Raw genomic sequence first — 20,531 nt, forward strand, 5'->3', positions numbered from 1 at the left:
CGGCGGCACCGATGCGGGCTGCCGCGCAGCTGTCTCGACCGAAGGCAGGGGCGGGGGTGGAGGTGCGGGGTCGGTCGCACCGGGACCACCGGTAGAAGTAGGCGTCGGCGTTCCTTCCCGTCGGGGGAACCAATAGCGGTTCTCGGCGAGAGGTGGGAGCGGAGCCGTATTTGGTGTCTGGAGCTTGTCCGCATCGGAGGTAGGGCGCGCGGGATCGTCTGACATGTGAGTGAAGGTCCTTATCTCTTCAGGACTGATGGAGGCGATGATGGGTGAGGTCAGTGGCCGCGGCGGTCGATGCGCAGGTACTGGATGTCCTGCGCCACCGTCGTGTCACGCATCTCCCCGTTGAACTGGAACGTCGGAGCGGGCCCGTGAGCCGGTTGAACCGGCGCGGCGACCGGGCCGGACGGCTGGGTGGAGCCAAGTTCCGAAGCCGTGACCGGATCTGCGGCCTGTGCTGCCAGCGAAGAAGCGATGGTCGAGAGGTAGGGCGCAAGTAGTTGCGGGACCAGACGCGGTACGTAGAGGTGGCAGGGCTCGGCGAAGTCCGGCTTGTCCTGGACGTAGGCCATGGTCGCCAGGAACTGGCTCTCCGACAGCTCGGTGGTTCGGCCGGCGCGTACTGTCCGCCGGAAGACAGGGTCCGACACGGCGGCCGCGAGGAAGCCGTCGTGCTCACCGGCGGCGGACAAGGCGGTGCGCAGGGCTGTGCTATTCAGCAGACGGCATACGTCGTTGATGGCGTCCCCGCGGTGATCGGACTGGGACAGCGGGCCGACGTGGACGGCGACTCGCAGCCTCAGCGGCGGAGAAGCTGCGAGACGTTCGCGGTCGTAGCGGGTGAGGGCGGAGTGCAGATGCCCGAGCAGTGGGTCGACCAGCCGGGCCACGTCCCCCGCAGGCAGTACGAAGATGGCGCCGTCTCCCATGTCCTTGAAGGTGGGGTCGTCGGCACGAGGCGGCTTGAGCCCGCTCTGGACGAGGACGGTAGCGAGCACAAGGTCCAGGTCGGAGCGCACCGACGCCATCCGAGCTTCCGGGATCCTGCTGTAACCCTGCATGTCCACTGCCAGCAGGGCCTGTTCCGGCGGGACAACGGATGGTGGAAGGACGGGGGAGGCCATGGTGGGGCCTGCCTTTCGGGCGTAGGTGACGATCAGGAAGGCCCCATGTTGAAGCGGCAGCGGCTTCGCCGGTGCCCAGCAGTGGGCACCGGCGCCGTAAGGTCGATCACGTCATATGGCGTGCGTCCTGCTCGATGGCCTGAATGTCGTGGATGACCAGTCCGCCGCTGGCTTCCGTTTCCAGCCATCCACGCTCTCGCCATGGTCTGATGGCTGAGCCCACGGCGTTCCGGGACGCCCCGATCATTTGAGAAAGCTCTGCCTGGGTGAGCCGGACACTCAGCTCGCCAGAAACCTGTGACCCTGCCCTCACCAGTCGGCCGAGGGCCCCGGCGAGACGGAGCGGGACGTCGGCGGTGGCGAACTCTAGCCGTACTGCCTCGGACTCCCTCACACGAGTGATCGCATGGCGCAGGAGAGTGGCGAGCAGGCCGTGCTCTTCGACGAAGAGGAGAAAGTCGGAGGCAGGGATGAGGTGAATGCGGCAGCTCTCGGCGGCGATCACTGTGGCTGATCGGGGCTTCTCGTCCAGTATGGCGAGTTCGCCGAGGAGTTCTCCCGACCCCCGGACCGCGAGCAACGTACGCTCCCCATCTGAGCCCGACAAGGTCACGAGGGTTGACCCGGAGTCCAACAGGATCACGTGGGTTGCTGGATCTCCTTGACGCAGGAGCACACTGCGGGCGGGGCGGAGATACCCCGGAGCGAGCTCGCGCATCTGGGTCCAGAGCTGTTCTCCGATAAGTGCGCGGTGCGGCTGGTACATGTCCCCCCATGACGACGTGACTAAAAGTCACACCACGGTGTCAGAGCGTGAATGGCGCGATCAATAGCGTCGATCCAGCCACACCATGGGCTGTCATGATGAGGTCCACGGCCAGTCTGATCAGCCAGTACTTGCGTCGCGCCAAGGCCCGGAGCATGGCTAGACGTTCCGCCTCGGCCGGAAGTTGCCTCTGCTCCCCTAGAGACTGGAGCCACTGGGGGTGAATTGTGCTGCCGTCAAAGCACCCCTCTTCTTGAAGTGGCAAGTCGCACCGCCAGTCGAGTGCCGGGCGTAACGCCGTCAATGCCGCAATGACCGCAGCCAGCAGCGGCAAGGACAGTGCCCCCAGTGGAACGAGCAACGGCCACCCCATCCGGTGGGTGCTCTCCGACAGTGCGCAGGCCACCACAACCGCGAGGAGACCACCAGCGACCCCGAAGAGCGCGGCCGCTTTGGTGTCCGCTCGCTGCACCTCGACGAACATCTCTGCCGAGCGGAGCCTGAGAGTATCCAAAGCCCCTGCCGGCAACTGCATGGTGACGCTCTGGTCTGAATGCACAGTGCCTCCAGTAGCGGAAGTCGCCTTGATGCAGCCACTGTCCTGCCGACACGGGGCCCATGGTGCACAGCACATGGCCAAGCGCATGCGTAGAGGGCCACATGGGAATCAACCCATCAGGGAAGAAGACTCAAGACCTGGCTCGAACGCGGCGAAGCCCTCGTCTCACCCGCCACTGGAACGTATGTATGCGGGAGTAGGATCGGGGTTGTCCTTGCGGAGGTTGGTGGACACCAACAAGGGCACCCCGAACCGCCAGATCCGGCTGGGCTTCCTCGGCCAGGCGCGGCGCTGGGACGGCAGTCGGGGAGTCAGGCCGCACCGAAAGACCGGCGCGCGTTGATGCCGCAGGGTGGGCGAAGGCGGTCGGCGGGTCTCCGTCTGCTAGGACCTGTTCTGAGTCTGGATCACGGGGGTGGTCGGCAGTCGCCGGCATGCCCAACCTCTTGTCAGACACCGCTGTTACGTTGACGCGAGGATCTTGCTTCGACTTCTGGAGAGGGCGCATGTACGACGAACGGCTCGCCGAGTTCTCCCGCGAGCGGCTGGACGGCCGTCCAATACCCGACGATCTGCGCGTGCTGCTGGTGGCGCAGTGGGAAGGCCGCACCGACTTCACCCGCCTTCTCGACCTCGACTTCTTCGAGGCGGGAGAGGTCCACCCGCTCCTGGACACCAGCTATCTGAGCGAAAAGGAACTCGCGGACCCGGAGATGCAGGCCGTCAACGCCGGAGCCGCGGAGATGGCCAAGTACGTCAAGCTCGTGGCGAAGGGCGGAAAGGGGTGGATCGGCTACTGGCTGCACCCCGACGAACCCGCAGACCGTGCCTGGCACCTCATAGAGCTGGACACCGAGTTCACCTTTTGGGGCCTGGCCGGCCTCACCCTGACCGAGGGGGCCGCCGCCGAGCAGGCAAGGTACCAGGACGAGCCCGACAAGCGAATCGCGTTCACACAACTGGCCGCCGAACTCGCCGAGCTTGGCCTACCGCTAAGCACCCAGGACTATGACGCCCGCGATGACGCCGAGTACGCGGTGGACCCGGAGGAACTCATGGAGGAGTTGATCGAAGCTGAACGCGAGAAGCTCGGTCTTCGCTGAGCGGAAAGACTCCGGCGCCCCGGGTGTGGCAACGGGAGGTGGTTGCCATATTGGCCGCCGCCGGTCATGAGGCATCTCGTTCGTCGGTCGAGTCGGCGATGCGAAGACGTGACCTGCTACAGCCATCGACTACTGGGCCTGCTCAGAGGAGTAATCACGTGGCGGGGTGGAGGCTGCGCAACCAGATGACCGCGCCGCGCAGCTCAAGCCCCGCCATGTAGCTGTCGGGCCTCTTGTCGAAACGCGTGGCCAGCCCTCTCCAGTCCTTGATCTTGTTGATGCACCGCTCCACGGTGTTGCGCTCCTTGGACAACTCGGCGTCGTGCGAGACCGGGCGCCCGCCCCTCGCGCCCTTCTTCTTCCGGTTGGCCGCCTGGTCCGCCTTCTCTGGGATCACCGCCTTGATCTTCCGTTTTCGCAGGTGGGCGCGGTTGGCTCGGGAGGAGTACGCCTTGTCGCCGGCCACGGCGCCGGGCCGGGTGCGCGGGCGTCCGCCCGGCCCGCGGACCCGCACCCTGGCCAGCACGGCGGAAAACTGCGGGCTGTCGGCGGCCTGCCCAGAGGTGAGCACGAACGACAGCGGACGGCAGCGCCGGTCGGCCGACAGGTGAACCTTGGTGGTCAGGCCGCCGCGGGAGCGGCCCAGGGCTGCCGCCTTAAACCGCGCCCGGCGTCGGCGGCGCTCCTCGCGCTCCGGATCGGGCTCGGCCTCCTCGGCTGGGGTCACCTCCTCGGCTTCGGCTGCAGCCTGCTCCTTGCGCCGCTTTCGCGCCTTTCGCGTGCCCCTTTTTCGGCCTCGGCGGCCTTCTCCAAGGCGACAAGGACCTCCTCGTCTACGACCATTCCGGCCGCGTCATGGTGGGCGCGGGCGGTGGTGGAGTCCACGCTGACCAGGGACAAGTCCGCCTGCCCGCGGCGGGCTGCCTCGGCGATCACGGCCTCCATCACGGCGGCGAACACCCCGGCATCGCGCCACTGGGCGAACCGGTCGTAGACCGTGGACCACGAGCCGAACGCCTCCGGCACGTCCCGCCACGGGCTGCCAGTACGGAACCGCCAGATGATCCCCTCCAACTGATCGCGCAGGTGCTCCGGATAGGGGCCGTACTGCCCGATCGGCAGTGAGGACTGATCAACTCCCAGTCAGAATCGCTCAATTCACATCGAAGCACACGAAGGATCTACCAGTTCGAGCGTGGTTGCCGGAAGCGATCACCGGGACAGAGATCGCGACTCCAAACAGGCCCTAGTGGTACATGGGGCGCCGCCCCGCCGGCCGGCCAAAACGGCGGCTGCTGAGCCGTTGTGAGTGATGGTCAGGGAACGGCCCTGGGCCTGGTCCGCCGGCGAAGAGGTCGCCGGCCCTTCTGCTCCGGCCCGTGCCGACGGGGTTCTGCGGGGGGCGACGGGCCGCGGAGTGCGGTGTTTCCACGACACGGTGAAGCCCGCCGTGCTCCTTCTGGCGGGCTTCACCGTGGGCGGCGCGGAAGCAGCCCCGGGCTCCCTGTTCGTCACCCGCTTTGCTCTGCCGCACTGCCCTGTGGCTAGTTTGTGTGCAGGACAGGTACGCAGGCCCGTGGTGGCAGAGGTGCACGGGGGAGGGAAGGTCGGGAAGAGTGTCGCTGCGCGTAGGTGATCCAGCCGAGATCGGCGGCTATCCGCTTGAGGCGCGGCTCGGCTCGGGGGGCATGGGCACGGTGTTCCTGGCCCGTACGAGTTCGGGGCGACCTGTCGCGATCAAGCTGATCCACCAGCAGTTCGCGGGGGACGACGAGTTCCGCATCCGTTTCCGGCAGGAGGTGGCGGCCGCGAGACGGGTGAGCGGCGCGTTCACCGCCGCCGTGGTCGACGCCGCCCCCGAGGCCGAGCAGCCGTGGATGGCGACGACCTATATCGAGGGGCACACGCTCGCCCAGCACATCGCCACGAAGGGCCCGCTGGACGGAGCGGAGCTGAGGAGGCTCGCCATCGGTCTGGCGGAGGCGCTGCGCGACATCCACCGGGTGGGGGTCGTCCACCGTGACCTGAAGCCCTCGAACGTCGTGCTCTCGCCCGAGGGGCCGCGCGTCATCGACTTCGGCATTTCGCGCGCCGTGGACCAGCAGACGCTGACGATGACAGGGCGGGTCATCGGTACGCCGCCCTTCATGTCGCCGGAGCAGTTGCAGGCGCCGCGTGGTGTGGGGCCGCGGTCCGATGTCTTCTCGCTGGGGACGCTGCTGGTGTACGCGGCGACGGGCCACGGGCCGTTCGACGCGGACAGCCCGTACATGACGGCGTATCAGGTGGTGCACGAGGAGCCGTCGCTGGGTGCCGTGCCGGTGGCTTTGCGCACGGTTGTCGAGTCGTGCCTGGACAAGGAGCCCAAGGAGCGTCCTTCGGCGGACGAACTCCTCGTGCTGCTGCGGGACCTGCCGGCCGACCTCGGCGGGACCGACGCGAACGGGGCCGGAGCGGGCCGCACCCGCGACATGATCACCCAGCATCACCTCGCGACGCCGGCCACCCCGGCGCCGGCTGCCCCGGCCACCGCCCCGGCCGGTCCCGGTACAGGGAGCACCGGCACTCCCGTCGGCCGCCGCCTGCGCAGCCGATGGCGGCCTGTGCTCGCGGCCGCGGTCGCGATGGCGGCGATCGGCGGGGGAGTCGCCGCGCTGAAGGCGGACGGCTTCGGGGAGAGCAGCGGCGGCGACAAGGGAAACAGCGTCGCGGCGCCGGGTGCGGCACTTCCGCACGGCTTCGAGCCGTGGCGCACGACCGTGCGGGGCGGTCGCGAGGACATCCCCGACGAGCTGCGTTGCGTCGCGCGCGGCGACGCGTTGTTCTGCGGGGGCGGCGGTGTCGTCGCGGCCCGTATCAGGGCCCTGGACGGTTCGCGGGTGTGGACGGTGAAGAGCCCGGGCGTCCCCGTCCAGGGCATGCACCTGGTGGGCGCCACCGACGACACGGTGCTGGGTTACCGCTTCGCCGCCCAGGACGCCCCGCAGGACCCTTCCAGCGAGGTGGTGGCCATCGACGCGGACAACGGCCGGGAGCTGTGGTCCGTACCGTCCGGCGCCCAGTCGCAGGCCGTCACGGGCCGGACCCGGGACGCCGTTGTGGTCGGCTCCGCCGTCGTGACGGTCGACGCTTCCAACTCCCGCTTCGAGGCCCGGGACGCGCGCAGCGGTGAGGTCATCTGGACGGCGTCGTTCCCGGAGGGCACGCAGTGCGCTCCCGTTCCGGCGGGCCCACGGCTCCTGGCGATGTGCGCGACGGACGTGGAAGTGGATGCCTCAGGAGTGCGCCACCCCGTCCTGTACCCGGTCGACCGCGCCTCGGGGACACTGGGCGGGCCCATCGAGGTTGACGGCCCCGTCGTGCCGATGGGCGTCGCCGACGGCAGGCTCGTACTCCTTCGGGGACACGTGGAGGGAACGGCGCTGGTCGGCTACGACGGGGTGGCGCGGGTCGACCCGGCCTCGCGGAAGGTCACGTACTCCCGGCTGGCCAGGACATTCGCGGGGACGCCCGGCATGGCGGACGGCACCGTCTACGTGAGCGGGCAGACCGGTCTCGTCACGGCGTTCGACGCCGCGACCGGCCGGAAGAAGTGGTCGCGGCAGACGGCGGTGGAGGGCGCGTCGGGTCCCGTGGCGGGAGCCGGCGCGGTGTATTTCAGCTCGGCCACCGGCCGGGTGGTCGCGCTGTCGCCGGACGACGGCGAACCTCTGTGGACAACAGATCCGCAGGCCGACGGCTTGACGGGCGAGCAGGGCGCGAGCCCGCGCGTGACCGTTGCGGGGCGTGCGGTGATCGTGGCCGCGGCCACGAACACTCTCTTCGCCTTCGACGCGCAGAAGCCGCCGACGTCGGGCTGACCCCGGCGGCACCCGCCGCCGGCCGCCCTCCTTGCCGTGCGGACACCTCAGCGGCTCACTCGGTCGTCCACGCGGCGAGACCGTGTCTTGTGCGAGTACGCCGGGCCTGCGGCGTTTTCTGGTGCCGACGACCGGGCCGGGACCATCGGCGGCACCGGGATCCGCGACCGAAGGCCCACCGCCGGGAGCATCGCACCCCTAGCGGCTGGATACCGCCCGCGGTGGCCGTCGCCCTTCAAGGCGTGGGCATCACGGCATCCTGCGCCAGGCCGCACCACACGGCGGCTGGTTCTGCGCCCGGCGACTCGCTGAAGCCGCCGTCACCGACGGCGGTCCGGACGGGCAGGCCGAAACGCTGGTACTTCTGCAGCCGTTCGCCTCCACCGGAAGGCGGAGGCAGGACGCCTTGCTTCATGAAGGCCGCGATCGCGATCGCTATGGTCGGGTTGTCTTGACGGAGGGTGGCGGACAACGACAAAGGCAATCCCCACCGCCAGGTGCGGTTGAGCTTCCTCGGCTGGTTTGTTGCTTCGCCAGGACTGCAGAGGGGAAGTCCGGCTGCACATGGGCGGTGCGCGTAGCTGCTGCATGGTGTGTGAAGGCGCCCCAACAGGTTTTTCGTCTGTTGGTGGTACAAGAGCGCAACAGCTCTCTGAGCTGTACGGATGGCTGGTAGGTGCCTGCTTCGAGGTCCATCGGCCCGTGGGTGCTCCGGACCTCGCGGCATGCTCGTCGATCGGTTCATGACTACGACGACTCACCAGGCGGGCCCGGTCTCCGGTCCGACTGGAGGAGGTCAGGTGGTCAGCCCGCCTGCCGCAAGCCGATCACTCATGTCACTCACCAGCCCCTTGCCCGAACTGTCAGCTGAGGTGAGCAGCTCTTCGAAGGCCCGGAGATGACGGAACGTCTCTGCATACGCCATCTGCTTCTCCAGGGGCAGCTGAAGCACCTGGAGACGCCGGATGTCGACCCTGGACGAGCTGGAGGCGTGGGTGCCTGCCTGGCGGCCGTTGGTCGGCGCGCACAGACAGCCGGCGAGGAAGTGGGCTTCCAGCTTCTCCGCGTCCACCCGCAGGAGGTAGAGCTGAGGGCCCAGGGCCACCGGCGGTCCTTCGTGGACCCACGCCCTGAAGGCTCGAGCTACTCCGGCGACCACGACGTCGCCCTCCTCGGCGATGGCCGGGGTCGAACCGGTGGGGGCCACGCCGCTGGGAGTGCCGTCGTGCAGAAGGTCGGCGATGGTGAGGAGCGGAACGGTGGCCTCGCGAGCCGTTGCGGTCGGCTCCAGCGGCTGCTGGCCCGCGCGCAGGGTCAGTGCTCCGGCTTTGACGAGATCCCCCAACGTCGTTGTGGTCTGTGAAGCCCCGGCCTCGAAGTCGAGTGCGGACAGACGCCGTGCATGATCGGCCAGGTCGGTCAGCAGCGACCCGAACCCGTTCCACTTGGCGGCGAGTTCCTCACGGGACGGCTCGGCCGTCGCCGCGGTGTAGCGCCCCGGGGTGATGTCCACCTCGTCGTCGAGGAGGTTGAGCAGAGGGACGCGTGCCGCGCCCTTCGGTGGATCCTGGTGCACTTGGTCGAGGGCCGCCATCGACGTGAGGACGAACGTACCGAGGTCGTCCCAGTCGGGGCTCGGCTCACGCGTTCCTGACCTGGCGAAACGTGTGGCGTCCACCAAGAGGACGTCTTGGCTTGGGGGAGCGGCTGCGGGGTCGTCCGACACCGCACGGAGAACCCACAACTGCAGTGACACGCTGTGCGGCTGCGCACTGCCAGGGGGCAGGGAAACGACCGCGCGGAGCACTCCGGTGCGCAGCAGCGAGCCGCGGATACGGCGGCCCGCCTTACGTGACGCGACGGCCGGCGGGAGGACGACCACGGCGGCCCCGCCGGGCTTGAGGTGCGCGAGCAGGTGTTGCACCCAGGCCAGTTCGGGCTCGGTGCGAGGGGGCAGGCCGTGCGTCCAGCGCTGATCGGTGGCGAGCTCCTCGTACCCCCAGTCGCGTTCGTTGAAAGGGGGGTTGCACAGTGCGATGTCGGCCTTCTCTTCGCTGAAGGGGTCGTCTCGCAGAGTGTCGGCGGTGGCGATCCGGGTCCTGGTGTCGCATTCCTCCGCGAGGAACTCGAGTCGGCCGGTCGCCAACGCGGCCAGCGCCGGGTCCTGTTCGCACGCGAGTACCTCCAGCCCAGGACTGCCGTACTCTCGCATGGCCGCAGCGGCCAAGTGCCCGGTACCGCACGCCGGATCGAGGAGGGTCAGTCGCCCCTGTGCCGGGCCGAGGCGGACTGCGAGAGCTATCCGGGCCATCAGCGCGGCGAGTTGCGGTGGCGTGGTGCTGAGCTGCCGGACATGGGTTTCCAGCCACCGCTGCAGCAGGAACTCGAAGGTCTCACGCGCTCCCTCCTCCCGTCCCACCTTCGCGGCTTCGGTCACCAGGTCACTGGCTTGCGCGGAGAGTCGGGGATGGGCGACCCCTGGCTTGGAGGAGCGCATCTGGCGAGCGGCCTCGGCGATGGCCAGCCCCGATTCGGTCCGGCTGCCGAGTGCCTCGAAGCGCGGCCAGAGGAGTTCTCGGCCGTCGACGTCCCTGAGCTTGCCGTTGTCCCGCAGCCACTGCTCGACCCCGGCGAGCGAGAACTGCGGACTGACGTCGGTGCCCCCGATCCGGGCCGGGAAGGAGTCGTGGCGGCGGCGCCAGTTGCTCACGGCGGCACGCCCGACACCGGCGATCCGGGCGATCTCGGCCAGGCTGACGGGGACGGTGTCATGGGCACTCATGGTTCAGTCTCCGGGGTACTTGGCGGCTGGGCTGGTCGGCGTTCCCAGCGGCCGTTCATACATGGAAGGCTACTACCATCATTGACTTTGTTCACAGCGCGTACGTTCCATCTTGTTGTGCAGGAAGTGTGGAGGACGGCGAATATGTGGAGCCTTGCGCCGGGAATGGTTGTACGTGACCGTTATCGGCTGGAGTCCGTGCTGGGCCGCGGAGTGATGGGGCACGTGTGGCAGGGGCGCGACCTGCCTCTTGACCGGCCTGTCGCGGTGAAGACCGTCGCCAGGGAGCTGCTGGCCGTGGCGAGCAGCCGAGACGCCGCGCTTGCGCGGTTCGGCAGGGAGACGCGGGCGGCCGCGCGCCTCGTCCACGCGAACGTCGCCACGGTCTTCGACGCGTCGGTCACGGACGATATGTGCTGTCTGGTGATGGAACTGATCGACGGCACCACGCTCGAGTACCTCTTCGACCAGCAGGAGGACGGCCGGTTCGACGTCCCCACCGCAGCCGCCGTCGCGGCTCAGCTGTGCTCGGGGCTGTCCGCGGTCCACGCGGCCGACCTGGTGCATCGCGATCTCAAGACGCAGAACGTCATGGTCCGCCGTGACGGCGTCGTGAAGATCCTCGACTTCGGCCTGGTGAAGCTGCTCAGTGACACCGACCCGCGACTGACGATGACCGGCGAGGGCGTCGGCAACCTCTTCTGCGCCTCTCCCGAACTGCTGGCCGGACGGGACCGGCTCGACGGCCGCAGTGACCTCTACGCCGTGGGCTGCCTGCTGCACCACATGCTCACCGGGGAGACCCCTTTTCCCACGGACCAGCCGGCGCTCCTGGCCTCCCACCACCTCGCCTCGCCTCCGCCCCTCGTCGCCGACGCGGGGGTGCGTGTTCCCGGGGATCTCCAGGACCTGATCACGGCCCTGCTGGCCAAGCGGCCGGACGACCGTCCCGCATCGGCGGCTGAGGTCTACGCCGGCCTGGCGCCCCACCTGCCGGAGCCGGATCCCGGGCTGGCCGTCGGGCGGACTCCGCACGAGGACCCGCGCCGCCCCTTTCTGGTCCCCCAGGGCCCGATGCCCGTATGAACGACAGTGTCACCGGGGTCCGGAGAGGGGACTCGATCGTGGCAGCCCGCACTTTTTGGACGTAAGACACAGGAGTCTCGTGACCGGTGACAGAATGGCCCGGTCGGCCGGGGTGCCGTTGAGGCTTCCGGCCGCGGGAGGCGGCGGGCGCGGCAAGCGCCGGAACTGAGGGCGGGGCGCGATGCGGCGGAGCCTTGGACGGTACGAGCTGACGCACGAGCTGGGCCGGGGCGGGATGGGCGTCGTCTGGGCGGCCCACGACCGCGACCATGACCGCGAGGTCGCCGTCAAGTTCCTCGCGACGCGCGGCCGTGCTGCCGAACTGAGCACGCTCGAGCGCCGGTTCCTGCGCGAGATCCGCCTTACCGGTCGGCTGCGGCACCCGGGCGTCCCCGCCGTCCACGACCACGGCAACCATGAGGGCGAGCTGTATCTGGTCATGGATCTCGTTCCCGGCCGGGCCCTGGACGCCGTCCTCAAGAACGACGGCCCCCTGCGCGCCGAGCAGGCGGCGGACGTGGCCCGCCGTGTGTCCGAGGTGTTGTCCTACGCCCACGGTCAGGGGGTCGTGCATCGCGACCTGAAGCCGTCGAACCTGATGCTGACCCCCGACGGGAAGATCAAGGTCCTGGACTTCGGGGTCGCCGCGGCTCTGGAGCCCCAGCCCGGCGAGACCCGTTTCACTGCTGCCAATGCCACTCCCGGCACGGTCGTCTACATGGCCCCCGAGCAGGCTGTCGGCCGGACCGTGCCCGCGAGCGACCTGTACTCGCTGGGGTGCGTCCTGTACGAACTGCTCACCGGCGCGCCCCCTTTCATGGACGCCAGCCCTTTCATGCTGTACCACCGGCACGCCAACGACCCGGTTCCGCCGCTCACCGACCGTCGCCCCGATGTACCCGACGGCCTGCGGATGCTGGTGGAGCGGCTCCTGGAGAAGAAGCCCGAGGACCGGCCCGCCTCCGCCGAGGAGGTGACCGCCCTGCTCGCCGCCTGGGCGCCCCGACCGGCTCCCGTCTCCGGGGCCGCTCCGGCTCACCCACGGCTGGCCGAGCTGGCCGCCCTGCGCCGGGCGGGGCGGCCGGTCCGCGCTCTGGAGGAGTACCGCCAGCTGATGGCCGCCCCCGGCCTCGACCGCGCGGGCACGCTCGCCGCCCGGGCCGGAGCCGCCCTGTGCGCGGGGGCGCTCGGCCGGACCCGTGAGGCCCTGGACGAGCTGAAGTCCGTCCTCGCCGAACAGTGCAGCCTGCTCGGGCCGGACCACCCCGCCGTGCTGGACACCCGCTACGAGATCGCCGTCCTGCTGGTCCGCACCGGAGAACGGTACGCCGCCGAGGAACTGCTTCGCCTTCTGGCCGACGGGGAGGAGGCGGCCCTGCCCGAGTCCGACGCCGGGCACGGACGGAGCCGGAAGCTGCTGGAACGGCTGCGCCGCATGGCTGAGGGCCACCGGTGATCTCAATCGGAGATCCGCTGCTTTGTAATCTCTGTTCACAGATAATAGCTCGTGCTAGCCTGCCGTCACGTCGTTCCGGAGGGGAGACAGGACACGGGACACTGTCTACGGACGACGGCAGGTGAACACCGAGGGGAACAGCGCCCATGACGCCAGCAGCTCAGCGCGAGACCGAGCAGACAGGGGCGCAGGCGACGCTCCCTGAAGAAGGGAATCTGGTCGAGGTGCGCGGCCAGTCCTGGGTGGTGGCCCGCGTCGAGCCGAGCCCGGCCGTCCCCGACGGCGAGGAGAACCGGCGCCCCGCGACCCTGGTCCATCTCCAGTCCGTCGCCGACGGCCGCTTCGGCGACACCCTCTCCGTGATCTGGGAGGTCGAGCCCGGCCGCCGTGTCCTGCCCGCCGGCTCCCTCCCCGACGCCTCCACGGGCTCCTACGATTCCCCGAACCGCCTCGCCGCGTTCCTCGACGCCGTCCGCTGGTCCGCCGTCGCCTCCGCCGACGGCAGGACCCTCCAGGCCCCGTTCCGCTCCGGCGTCGCCGTCGAGCCGTACCAGCTGGAGCCGGTCTCCCGGGCGGTCGGCGCGCCCCGCGTCAACCTCCTCCTGGCCGATGACGTCGGCCTCGGCAAGACCATCGAGGCCGGCCTCGTCGTGCAGGAACTCATGCTGCGCGGCCGGGCCCGCCGCACCATGGTCGTCTGTCCGGCCGGCCTCACCCTCAAGTGGCGCGACGAGATGGCAGAGAAGTTCGGCCTGGAGTTCACGATCGTCGACTCCGAGCACTGCGCCCGCCTGCGCCGCACCCACGGCACCGCCGCCAACCCCTTCCGCGTGCACCCGCTGACCATCGTCTCCCTGCCCTGGCTGCGCGGTCAGAAGGCCCAGCGCCTCCTCGACGAGGTCATAGGCGCCCCCGAGGAGAGCTCCGACGGCGAGCACAAGCGCTTCTTCGACCTGCTCGTCCTCGACGAGGCGCACCACGTGGCTCCCGCCGCGCCCAAGCAGGTGTACGCGGTCGACTCCCAGCAGACCAAGCTGATCCGGCGCCTCGTCCCGCACTTCGAGCACCGTCTCTTCCTCTCCGCCACCCCGCACAACGGCTATCCCGAGTCGTACACGGCGCTCCTGGAACTCCTCGACCCTCAGCGTTTCATCCGCGGCCCGCAGGGCCCTGACAAGGAAGCGCTCAAGGACGCCGTCGTACGACGTCTGAAGTCGACGATCACCAACGCGGACGGCACTCCCCGCTTCCGCACCCGTAAGACGCTCGAACTCTCCGTCGACTACACCGAGCAGGAACGCGAGATCCACCACCTGCTCGGTTCGTTCGCCGAGTTGCGCCGCACGAAGCTGACTCCGAAGGCCCGGGGCGGCCGCCGCGCCGCCGACCTGGTGACCCTGCTGCTGAAGAAGCGGCTGTTCTCCTCCCCGGCGGCCTTCCTCCACACCGTCCAGGTCTACCTCTCCCACCTGGAGGACACCGGCCCCACCCGCGGCCGTACGGCAGCCGCCGAGGTCCCCGAGTGGCTGGAGGAGTTCGCCGACCTCGTCGCCGACCTCGACGACACGGGACTGGTCGAAGCCGAGGACGACGCCCTGACCCGCTCCACCTCGCTCACCCCGGCGGAGGACGGCCAGGAACTGGACCTGCTCCAGGAGATGGAGCGCTGGGCCCTCACCCACGAGGCCGCGCCCGACTCCAAGGCCGCGGCGCTGATCGCCGAACTCAAGGCCGTCTGCCGGCCCGACGGCAAGCACTGGACCAACGAACGGGTCGTGGTCTTCACCGAGTACCGCGACACCCAGAAGTGGCTCCACGACCTCCTCCAGCAGGAGGAACTCACCGACGGGGGCCGCGTCGAGCGCCTGCACGGCGGCCTGTCCGCCGAGGAGCGCGAGCGCATCCGCCTCGGCTTCCAGACCGAGCCGTCCCGCGCGGAGGGCAGGGTCCGCATCCTCCTGGCCACCGACGCCGCCGGCGAGGGCATTGACCTCCAGAACCACTGCCACCGCCTGATCAACTACGACATCCCCTTCAACCCCAACAAGCTCGAACAGCGCATCGGCCGTATCGACCGCTGGGGCCAGAAGCACGATCCGGAGATCACCCACTTCATCGGCTCCGGCTGGCAGCAGGCGCAGGCCGGCTCGTACGAGGCCGACCTGGAGTTCCTCTCCCGGGTCGCCAAGAAGGTCGCGCGCATGGAGCACGACCTCGGCTCCGTCAATGCCGTCCTCGCCGACGCCGTCCAGCGCCGGATGACCGGCGACACCGCACCGGTGGACATCGAGAACGCCAAGCCCAAGCCGATCAAGGGCCGCCGCACCGGCGGCGAGGTCGCCCCCGAGCAGAACGTCACCGCGCAGACGAAGCGGCTCGCCGACCAGTACGACGAGACGGTGAACGCGCTCGGCCTCACCCCCGGCAACGTCAAGCGTGTCGTGGACACCGCGCTGGCGCTGGACAACCAGCCGCCGCTGCTGCCGTCCACGCTCCGGGCGGAGGACTTCGAGCCGGGCGACCTCTTCGACGTACAGCCCCTTTCCGGCAGCTGGGAGCGGGCCACCCGCGGCCTCGCCCACAAGCTCCGCGAGGGCGAGCAGCGCCCGCTCACCTTCTCCCCGGCGGTGGCCGCCCAGGGCCGGGACGACGTGGTCCTCGCCCACCTCAAGCACCCGCTCGTGGCCCTCTCCACGCGGCTGCTGACCGCCGCCGTCTGGAACGCGGACCTGATCGACCTCAACCGCGTCACCGCCGTCGTCTCCGACGACCCCGCCGTGACCACGACCCTGGTCTCCGCGTACGCGCGGTACGTCCTGGTCGGCACCGACGGCACCCGCCTGCACGAGGAAGTGCTGTACGCGGGCGGCTGGTTCGGCGACACCGGCCGCTTCCGCCGCTGGGAGTCGGTGAACGAACAGGGCAAGGCCCTCTCCCGGGCGCTCACCGAGGGCGTCGAGGCGGCCTCGCACCTCCGCAAGGAGCTCACCGAGGCCTGGCCGAGGCTCCGCGACCCCCTCTACCGGTCCCTGGAGGCCCGCGCCGGCGAACTCGGCCGCCAGCTGGAGAGCAGGCTCGCCGACCGCCGGGCGGAGGAGGAACGCCGTATCACCGCGACCCTCGACCGCTTCGAGGCCACCCTGCGCGCCAAGCTCAAGGAGGAGGGCGAGGGGGAGGGCGAACAGCTCGCGCTGCTGTCCACCCACGAGCTGACCGGCCACGAGCGCCGCCAGTTCGAGGACGACCGCCGCCGCTGGCAGGAACGCCTCGAAGGCCTCCCCGCCGAACGGATGCGCGAACTCGCCGCCATCGCCGCCCGCTACCGCGAGCCCCGCTCCCACCTCTTCCCCGCCGCCGTCGTCTTCGTGATCCCCGCAAAGGAAGCCCGCCGATGAGCCCCCGCCGCCCCATGAGCGCCGGAGTAGCCGCCGCCAAGGCCCAGGCCGCCGACGGCCGCAGGCAGCACCAGGAGTGGCTCGACCTCACCGAGGTCTCCGGCCCCTTCCTGACCATGCCCGTCCTGCTGCGCGCCTGGCCCCAGCTCGACGCCCTGGAGAAGGACGAGCGCGCCCGCCTGCGCGCCCGCCACGCCGACTGGCAGACGGACACGACGGCCGGCCGCGACGAGTGGGTGGCCTACGTACTCGGCCGCCTGCTGGGCTGGGACGACGCCCTGACGTTCCGCCAGGGCGACTCCGAGCACCACGGCCTCGACCGCCTCACCCTGCGCGTCGCGGAGCACAACACCGAAGTGCGCCCCGACTTCGCGCTGGTCGAACCGGGCACGGACCTCGCGGTCGAACCGGACGTGGAGGCCGCCGCCAAGCGCGTACGCCTGCTCGGCATGACGGTCCCGTCCGGTACGGCGCCCACGGCCCGCGTCGGCGGGGGCGGCGACTGGTCCGCGGCCCCCGCCGACCGCCTGGCCCGCCTCCTGCGCCACCACGGCGTACCGCTCGGCCTGGTCACCGACGGCCGCTGGTGGTGCCTGGTCTGGGCCCCGCTCGGCGGCGTCACGACCACGGCCGTCTTCGACTCCATCGGGTGGAACGAGCGGGCCGAGCGCAACGTCGTCCGCGCGTTCGTGTCCCTGCTGCGCCGCCGCCGCTTCTTCGAGTACGACGACGCCGAGACGCTGGTCGGCCTGCTCAAGGCGAGCGTCGCGGCGGGCGAGGACGTCACCGAGGCGCTGGGCGTCCAGGTCCGCCAGGCGGTCGAACTCCTCGTGGACGCCATAGGGCGCGCGGACGTGCGGGCGGTCGAGCACGGCGCGCCGGGCCTGCACGCGTCCGGCGTCAGCGCGGGCGAGGTCTACCGCGGCGCGGTGGCGGTCATGATGCGCGTCGTCTTCCTCCTGTTCGCGGAGGAGCGGGGCCTGCTCCCGGCGGACAACGAGGTGTACGCCCGCTCCTACTCGGCCCGCTTCCTGCGCGACGAGCTGAAGGCGCGGGCGGACGAGGAGGGCGAGACGTCCCTGGAGCACACGACGTCGGCTTGGCATCGGTTGATCGCCCTCTTCCACGCCGTGCACGGGGGAGTGGACCACCCGGGCTCGGGCTTCCACCTCCCGGCCTACGACGGCTCGATCTTCGACCCGGACAAGTACCCCTGGCTGGAGCGCACGACCCCGCTCCTCCCCATCGACGACCGCACGGTCCTGCACATGCTCCAGGCGGTCCAGGAGGTCCGTGTCGGCAAGGGCAAGGACCGCGAGGTCCGCACGCTCAGCTTCCGCGCGCTGGACGTGGAGCAGATCGGCTACGTGTACGAGGGCCTGCTGTCGTTCGACGGGCGCAGGGCCACGGAGCACATGGTGGGGCTGATCGGTCCCGAGGGCTTGGAACACGAGGTCGGACTGCGGGAGCTGGAGGCGCTGGCGGCGAAGGCCGACGGTTCCGTGAAGACCCTTGCGAAGTCCGTCCACGAGAAGTGGAAGGACCCCAAGCCCCCCGCGACGGTGGGCCAGTTGGAGAAGAAGCTGGCTCCGCTCGGGGCGGAGGACGCGGCGGAGGCGCGGCGCCGGCTGAACGCCGTGACCAAAGCGACCGGGGACCCGACGCTGACGGAGCGCCTGCTGCCGTTCGTCGGCATCCTCCGCGACGACCTGCGCGGCCTGCCGACGGTCATCCCGAACGGCGCGCTGTACGTCACGGAGTCGTCCCTGCGGAAGAACACGGGCACGCACTACACGCCTCGGTTCCTGGCGGAGGAGGTCGTGCTGCACGCGCTGGAACCGCTGGTGTACGAGCCCGGCCCGCTCCAGACGGCGGACACGGGGGAGTGGCGCCTGAAGCCGGCGGACCAGATCCTCGACCTCAAGGTCGCGGACATCGCGATGGGCTCGGCGGCGTTCCTGGTCGCGGCCTGCCGTTACCTGGCGGATCGGTTGATCGAGGCGTGGGAGTCCGAGGGCCGCGCGGACGCGATGGCGTACCGGGCGGGCCGCGCCGTGGACGCGGTGACGGCAGTGGACGCGGAGCAGGACCCGGTGGTCGTCGAGGCGCGTCGCCAGATCATCGAGCACTGCCTGTACGGGGTGGACATCAACCCGATGGCCGTGGAGATGGCCAAGCTGTCGCTGTGGCTGGTGTCGATGGACCCGGGACGGCCGTTCACGTTCCTGGACGACCGACTGGTGGCGGGCGACTCGCTGCTGGGCGTGCACACCATGGAGCAGATCCAGTCGGTGCACATGAAGCCGAGCGGGCAGACGGACGTTCTGGCCGAGCAGGCACGTCAGCTGGTGGACCAGCTGACGCAGAAGCGGTTGGCCATCACGGGCATCAAGGGCGTGGACCTGCCGGCGCTCCAGGAGAAGCGGGTGCGGCTGGAGGAGGTCAACCGGCACTCGCGGAGGCTGCGGCTGGTGGGGGACCTGATCGCGGGGGCTGCGCTGGCTACTTGCGCTTCGGGGCGGGTGCCTTGGTACGAGGAGGAGGGCGGGGAGCGGGTCCGGGACCTGTTCCCTCGGGCTGCGTGGATCGTGCAGCGGATCATGGAGGACGGGGTCGAGGACGACTCCGAGGTGGTGCGCCAGGCTCGGGTTACGGCGGAGGAGTGGCTGGGGGCTGAGCTGCCGGAGGGGGCGTTGGAGCGGCGGCCGGTGCATTGGCCGCTGGTGTTTCCAGAGGTCTTTTCAGTCAGGAGTGGGTTCGACGCGATTGTTGGAAATCCGCCATTCTTGGGGGGACAGAAGCTCACCGGTGCCATGGGCGAGGCGTATCGCGAGTACATGGTCGAGTACCTCGCGAGCGGCAAGCGCGGCAGCGCCGACTTGGTTGCGTACTTCGAGCTGCGGGTTCATCAGCTCTTGAACGGCGATGGGCAGACCGGCCTGATCGCCACAAATACCCTGGCTCAGGGCGACTCCCGTGAGGTTGGTCTCGACCAGCTAGAGTCGGCTGGAATCAGTATTCGCCGTGCAATCAAGAGTAAGCCGTGGCCGTCTAATTCGGCGGTTCTTGAGTACTGCGCAGTGTGGACTAGTAGGGCGCCGGTGGCGGACGAAGTTGCTTATGTTCTGGGGGATTCGGTGGTACCAAACGGTATTTCCACGTCGCTGAACCCGGCAACCCGGGAGGCGTCGTGGGGAGAGCCTCTGGAAGGAAACAGAGGAGTATCCTTCATCGGTTCCTATGTCCTGGGAATGGGCTTCACCATGGATGAGGCGGAGGCTCGCACCTGGATTGCGCAGGACAAGCGATACGCAGAGATTCTCTTCCCCTACCTCAACGGCCAGGATGTTAACCAGCATCCCCGGCACGGTACTGGGCGGTGGATCATTGACTTTCAAGCCCGTTCGTTGGCCGAAGCAAAGCACTACGAGAAGGCGATGGATAAGGTTGTTCGTGAGGTAAAGCCGGAGAGGGAAAAGAGTAAAGATAAGAGTCGGCGCGAGGTTTGGTGGCGATTTACTCGTCCTGCCCCGGAGATGCGTAAAGCCATCGAGCCGCTTGACCGATGCCTGGTCATCACTCTCCATACGCATACTGTCCTGCCGGTCGTGGTCCCGGCCAAGCAGGTATTCTCCCATGGGTTGGGTGTTTTCGCTTCCGATGACTTTGGCTTCTTGGCCATTGTGAGTAGTTCCCCCCACTACTGGTGGGCGATCGACCGAGCCTCCACCATGAAGGGTGATCTCCGCTACACCCCGACCGACGTCTTCGAACCCCTCGTTCGCCCGCCACTGACCGCGCGCCTCCGCGTCGCCGGGACTCGTCTCGACACCTACCGTCGGGACTTGATGCTCGCCCGCAACATGGGCCTCACCGCTACCTACAACCTGGTCCACAACCCCGACTGCCACGACGACGACATCGTCGAACTCCGCCGTATTCACGAGGAGATCGACAGGGGCACCGTCGAGGCATACGGCTGGTTCGACCTCTTGGGCGACTCAGGGCAGGCCCCGCCCGCCGACCCGACCCACGAGACCTTCCCGCTTGACCACGACTTCCACGAGACCGACCAGGGCATTCGCTACACCATCGGTCTCCTCGCCCGAACCGAGATCATCGATCGCCTGCGGCAGCTCAACCACCAGGCATACGCCGACGAGGTTCACCTCGGCCTGCATAAGGGCGTGACGGAGAAGAAGGCGCGAGAGAAGCACCCTGACCTGCCCCCGCCGTCTCCCGAGGCCATCCGGAAGCGCAAGGAGCAGCTTGCCGCGCGAGGTGGGTCGGATTTCGGTGAGGGCGCAGAGGGCGCCCTGTTCTGAGCCGACAGCATGACAACGGGCTCGCTCACGTCACCCCAAGTGCCGTGAGCGAGCCCGTTGTTCCACTCAGAA

The 20,531-nt window shown here is 69.3% G+C and carries 11 protein-coding genes and 1 pseudogene; 6 read left to right on the forward strand and 6 right to left on the reverse strand.

Features of this window, described 5'->3' with window-relative positions:
- Positions 1-278: 278 nt before the first annotated feature.
- From ACWD0Y_RS10880 to ACWD0Y_RS10890, 3 genes are all read right to left on the reverse strand, one after another.
- A complete protein-coding gene (locus ACWD0Y_RS10880) occupies positions 279-1,031 on the reverse strand; it encodes a hypothetical protein (protein WP_450260044.1) in 753 nt (250 codons plus the stop codon).
- Between the two features lie 202 nt (positions 1,032-1,233).
- Positions 1,234-1,893, reverse strand: coding sequence for a Crp/Fnr family transcriptional regulator (locus ACWD0Y_RS10885; RefSeq protein WP_450260045.1), 660 nt, complete (start codon positions 1,891-1,893; stop codon positions 1,234-1,236).
- 40 nt (positions 1,894-1,933) lie between these two features.
- Positions 1,934-2,377, reverse strand: coding sequence for a hypothetical protein (locus ACWD0Y_RS10890; RefSeq protein ID WP_450260046.1), 444 nt, complete (start codon positions 2,375-2,377; stop codon positions 1,934-1,936).
- A 581-nt stretch (positions 2,378-2,958) separates the two neighbouring features.
- Between ACWD0Y_RS10890 and ACWD0Y_RS10895 the strand changes: the two genes are divergently transcribed.
- On the forward strand, positions 2,959-3,555 hold the full coding sequence (locus ACWD0Y_RS10895; protein WP_450260047.1) for a hypothetical protein: 597 nt from the start codon (positions 2,959-2,961) through the stop codon (positions 3,553-3,555).
- Positions 3,556-3,709: 154 nt separating this feature from the next.
- Here ACWD0Y_RS10895 and ACWD0Y_RS10900 read toward each other — a convergent pair.
- Positions 3,710-4,727: pseudogene (locus ACWD0Y_RS10900) on the reverse strand (IS5 family transposase).
- Between the two features lie 444 nt (positions 4,728-5,171).
- Here ACWD0Y_RS10900 and ACWD0Y_RS10905 point away from each other — a divergent pair.
- Positions 5,172-7,415 carry a protein kinase domain-containing protein gene (locus ACWD0Y_RS10905; protein ID WP_450260048.1) on the forward strand — a complete coding sequence of 748 codons (2,244 nt, stop codon included), beginning with the start codon at positions 5,172-5,174 and terminating at the stop codon, positions 7,413-7,415.
- A 235-nt stretch (positions 7,416-7,650) separates the two neighbouring features.
- Here ACWD0Y_RS10905 and ACWD0Y_RS10910 read toward each other — a convergent pair whose 3' ends face one another.
- Together ACWD0Y_RS10910 and ACWD0Y_RS10915 are read right to left on the reverse strand one after the other, a co-directional pair.
- Positions 7,651-7,887, reverse strand: a complete 237-nt coding sequence (locus ACWD0Y_RS10910; RefSeq protein WP_450260049.1) for a hypothetical protein — start codon at positions 7,885-7,887, stop codon at positions 7,651-7,653.
- Between the two features lie 324 nt (positions 7,888-8,211).
- Positions 8,212-10,197 carry an HsdM family class I SAM-dependent methyltransferase gene (locus tag ACWD0Y_RS10915; protein ID WP_450260050.1) on the reverse strand — a complete coding sequence of 662 codons (1,986 nt, stop codon included), beginning with the start codon at positions 10,195-10,197 and terminating at the stop codon, positions 8,212-8,214.
- A 165-nt stretch (positions 10,198-10,362) separates the two neighbouring features.
- Between ACWD0Y_RS10915 and ACWD0Y_RS10920 the strand changes: the two genes are divergently transcribed.
- From ACWD0Y_RS10920 to ACWD0Y_RS10935, 4 genes are all read left to right on the forward strand, one after another.
- Positions 10,363-11,283 (forward strand): serine/threonine-protein kinase, encoded by a 921-nt coding sequence (locus tag ACWD0Y_RS10920; RefSeq protein WP_450260051.1) that lies wholly within the window; start codon positions 10,363-10,365, stop codon positions 11,281-11,283.
- A 181-nt stretch (positions 11,284-11,464) separates the two neighbouring features.
- Positions 11,465-12,739 (forward strand): serine/threonine-protein kinase, encoded by a 1,275-nt coding sequence (locus ACWD0Y_RS10925; protein WP_450260052.1) that lies wholly within the window; start codon positions 11,465-11,467, stop codon positions 12,737-12,739.
- 146 nt (positions 12,740-12,885) lie between these two features.
- Positions 12,886-16,134, forward strand: coding sequence for a DISARM system SNF2-like helicase DrmD (gene drmD / locus ACWD0Y_RS10930; protein WP_450260053.1), 3,249 nt, complete (start codon positions 12,886-12,888; stop codon positions 16,132-16,134).
- A complete protein-coding gene (locus ACWD0Y_RS10935; RefSeq protein ID WP_450260054.1) occupies positions 16,131-20,459 on the forward strand; it encodes an Eco57I restriction-modification methylase domain-containing protein in 4,329 nt (1,442 codons plus the stop codon). The genes drmD and ACWD0Y_RS10935 overlap by 4 nt, the downstream gene beginning before the upstream one ends.
- Positions 20,460-20,531: the final 72 nt, after the last annotated feature.

It is taken from the genome of Streptomyces altiplanensis, assembly GCF_053591575.1.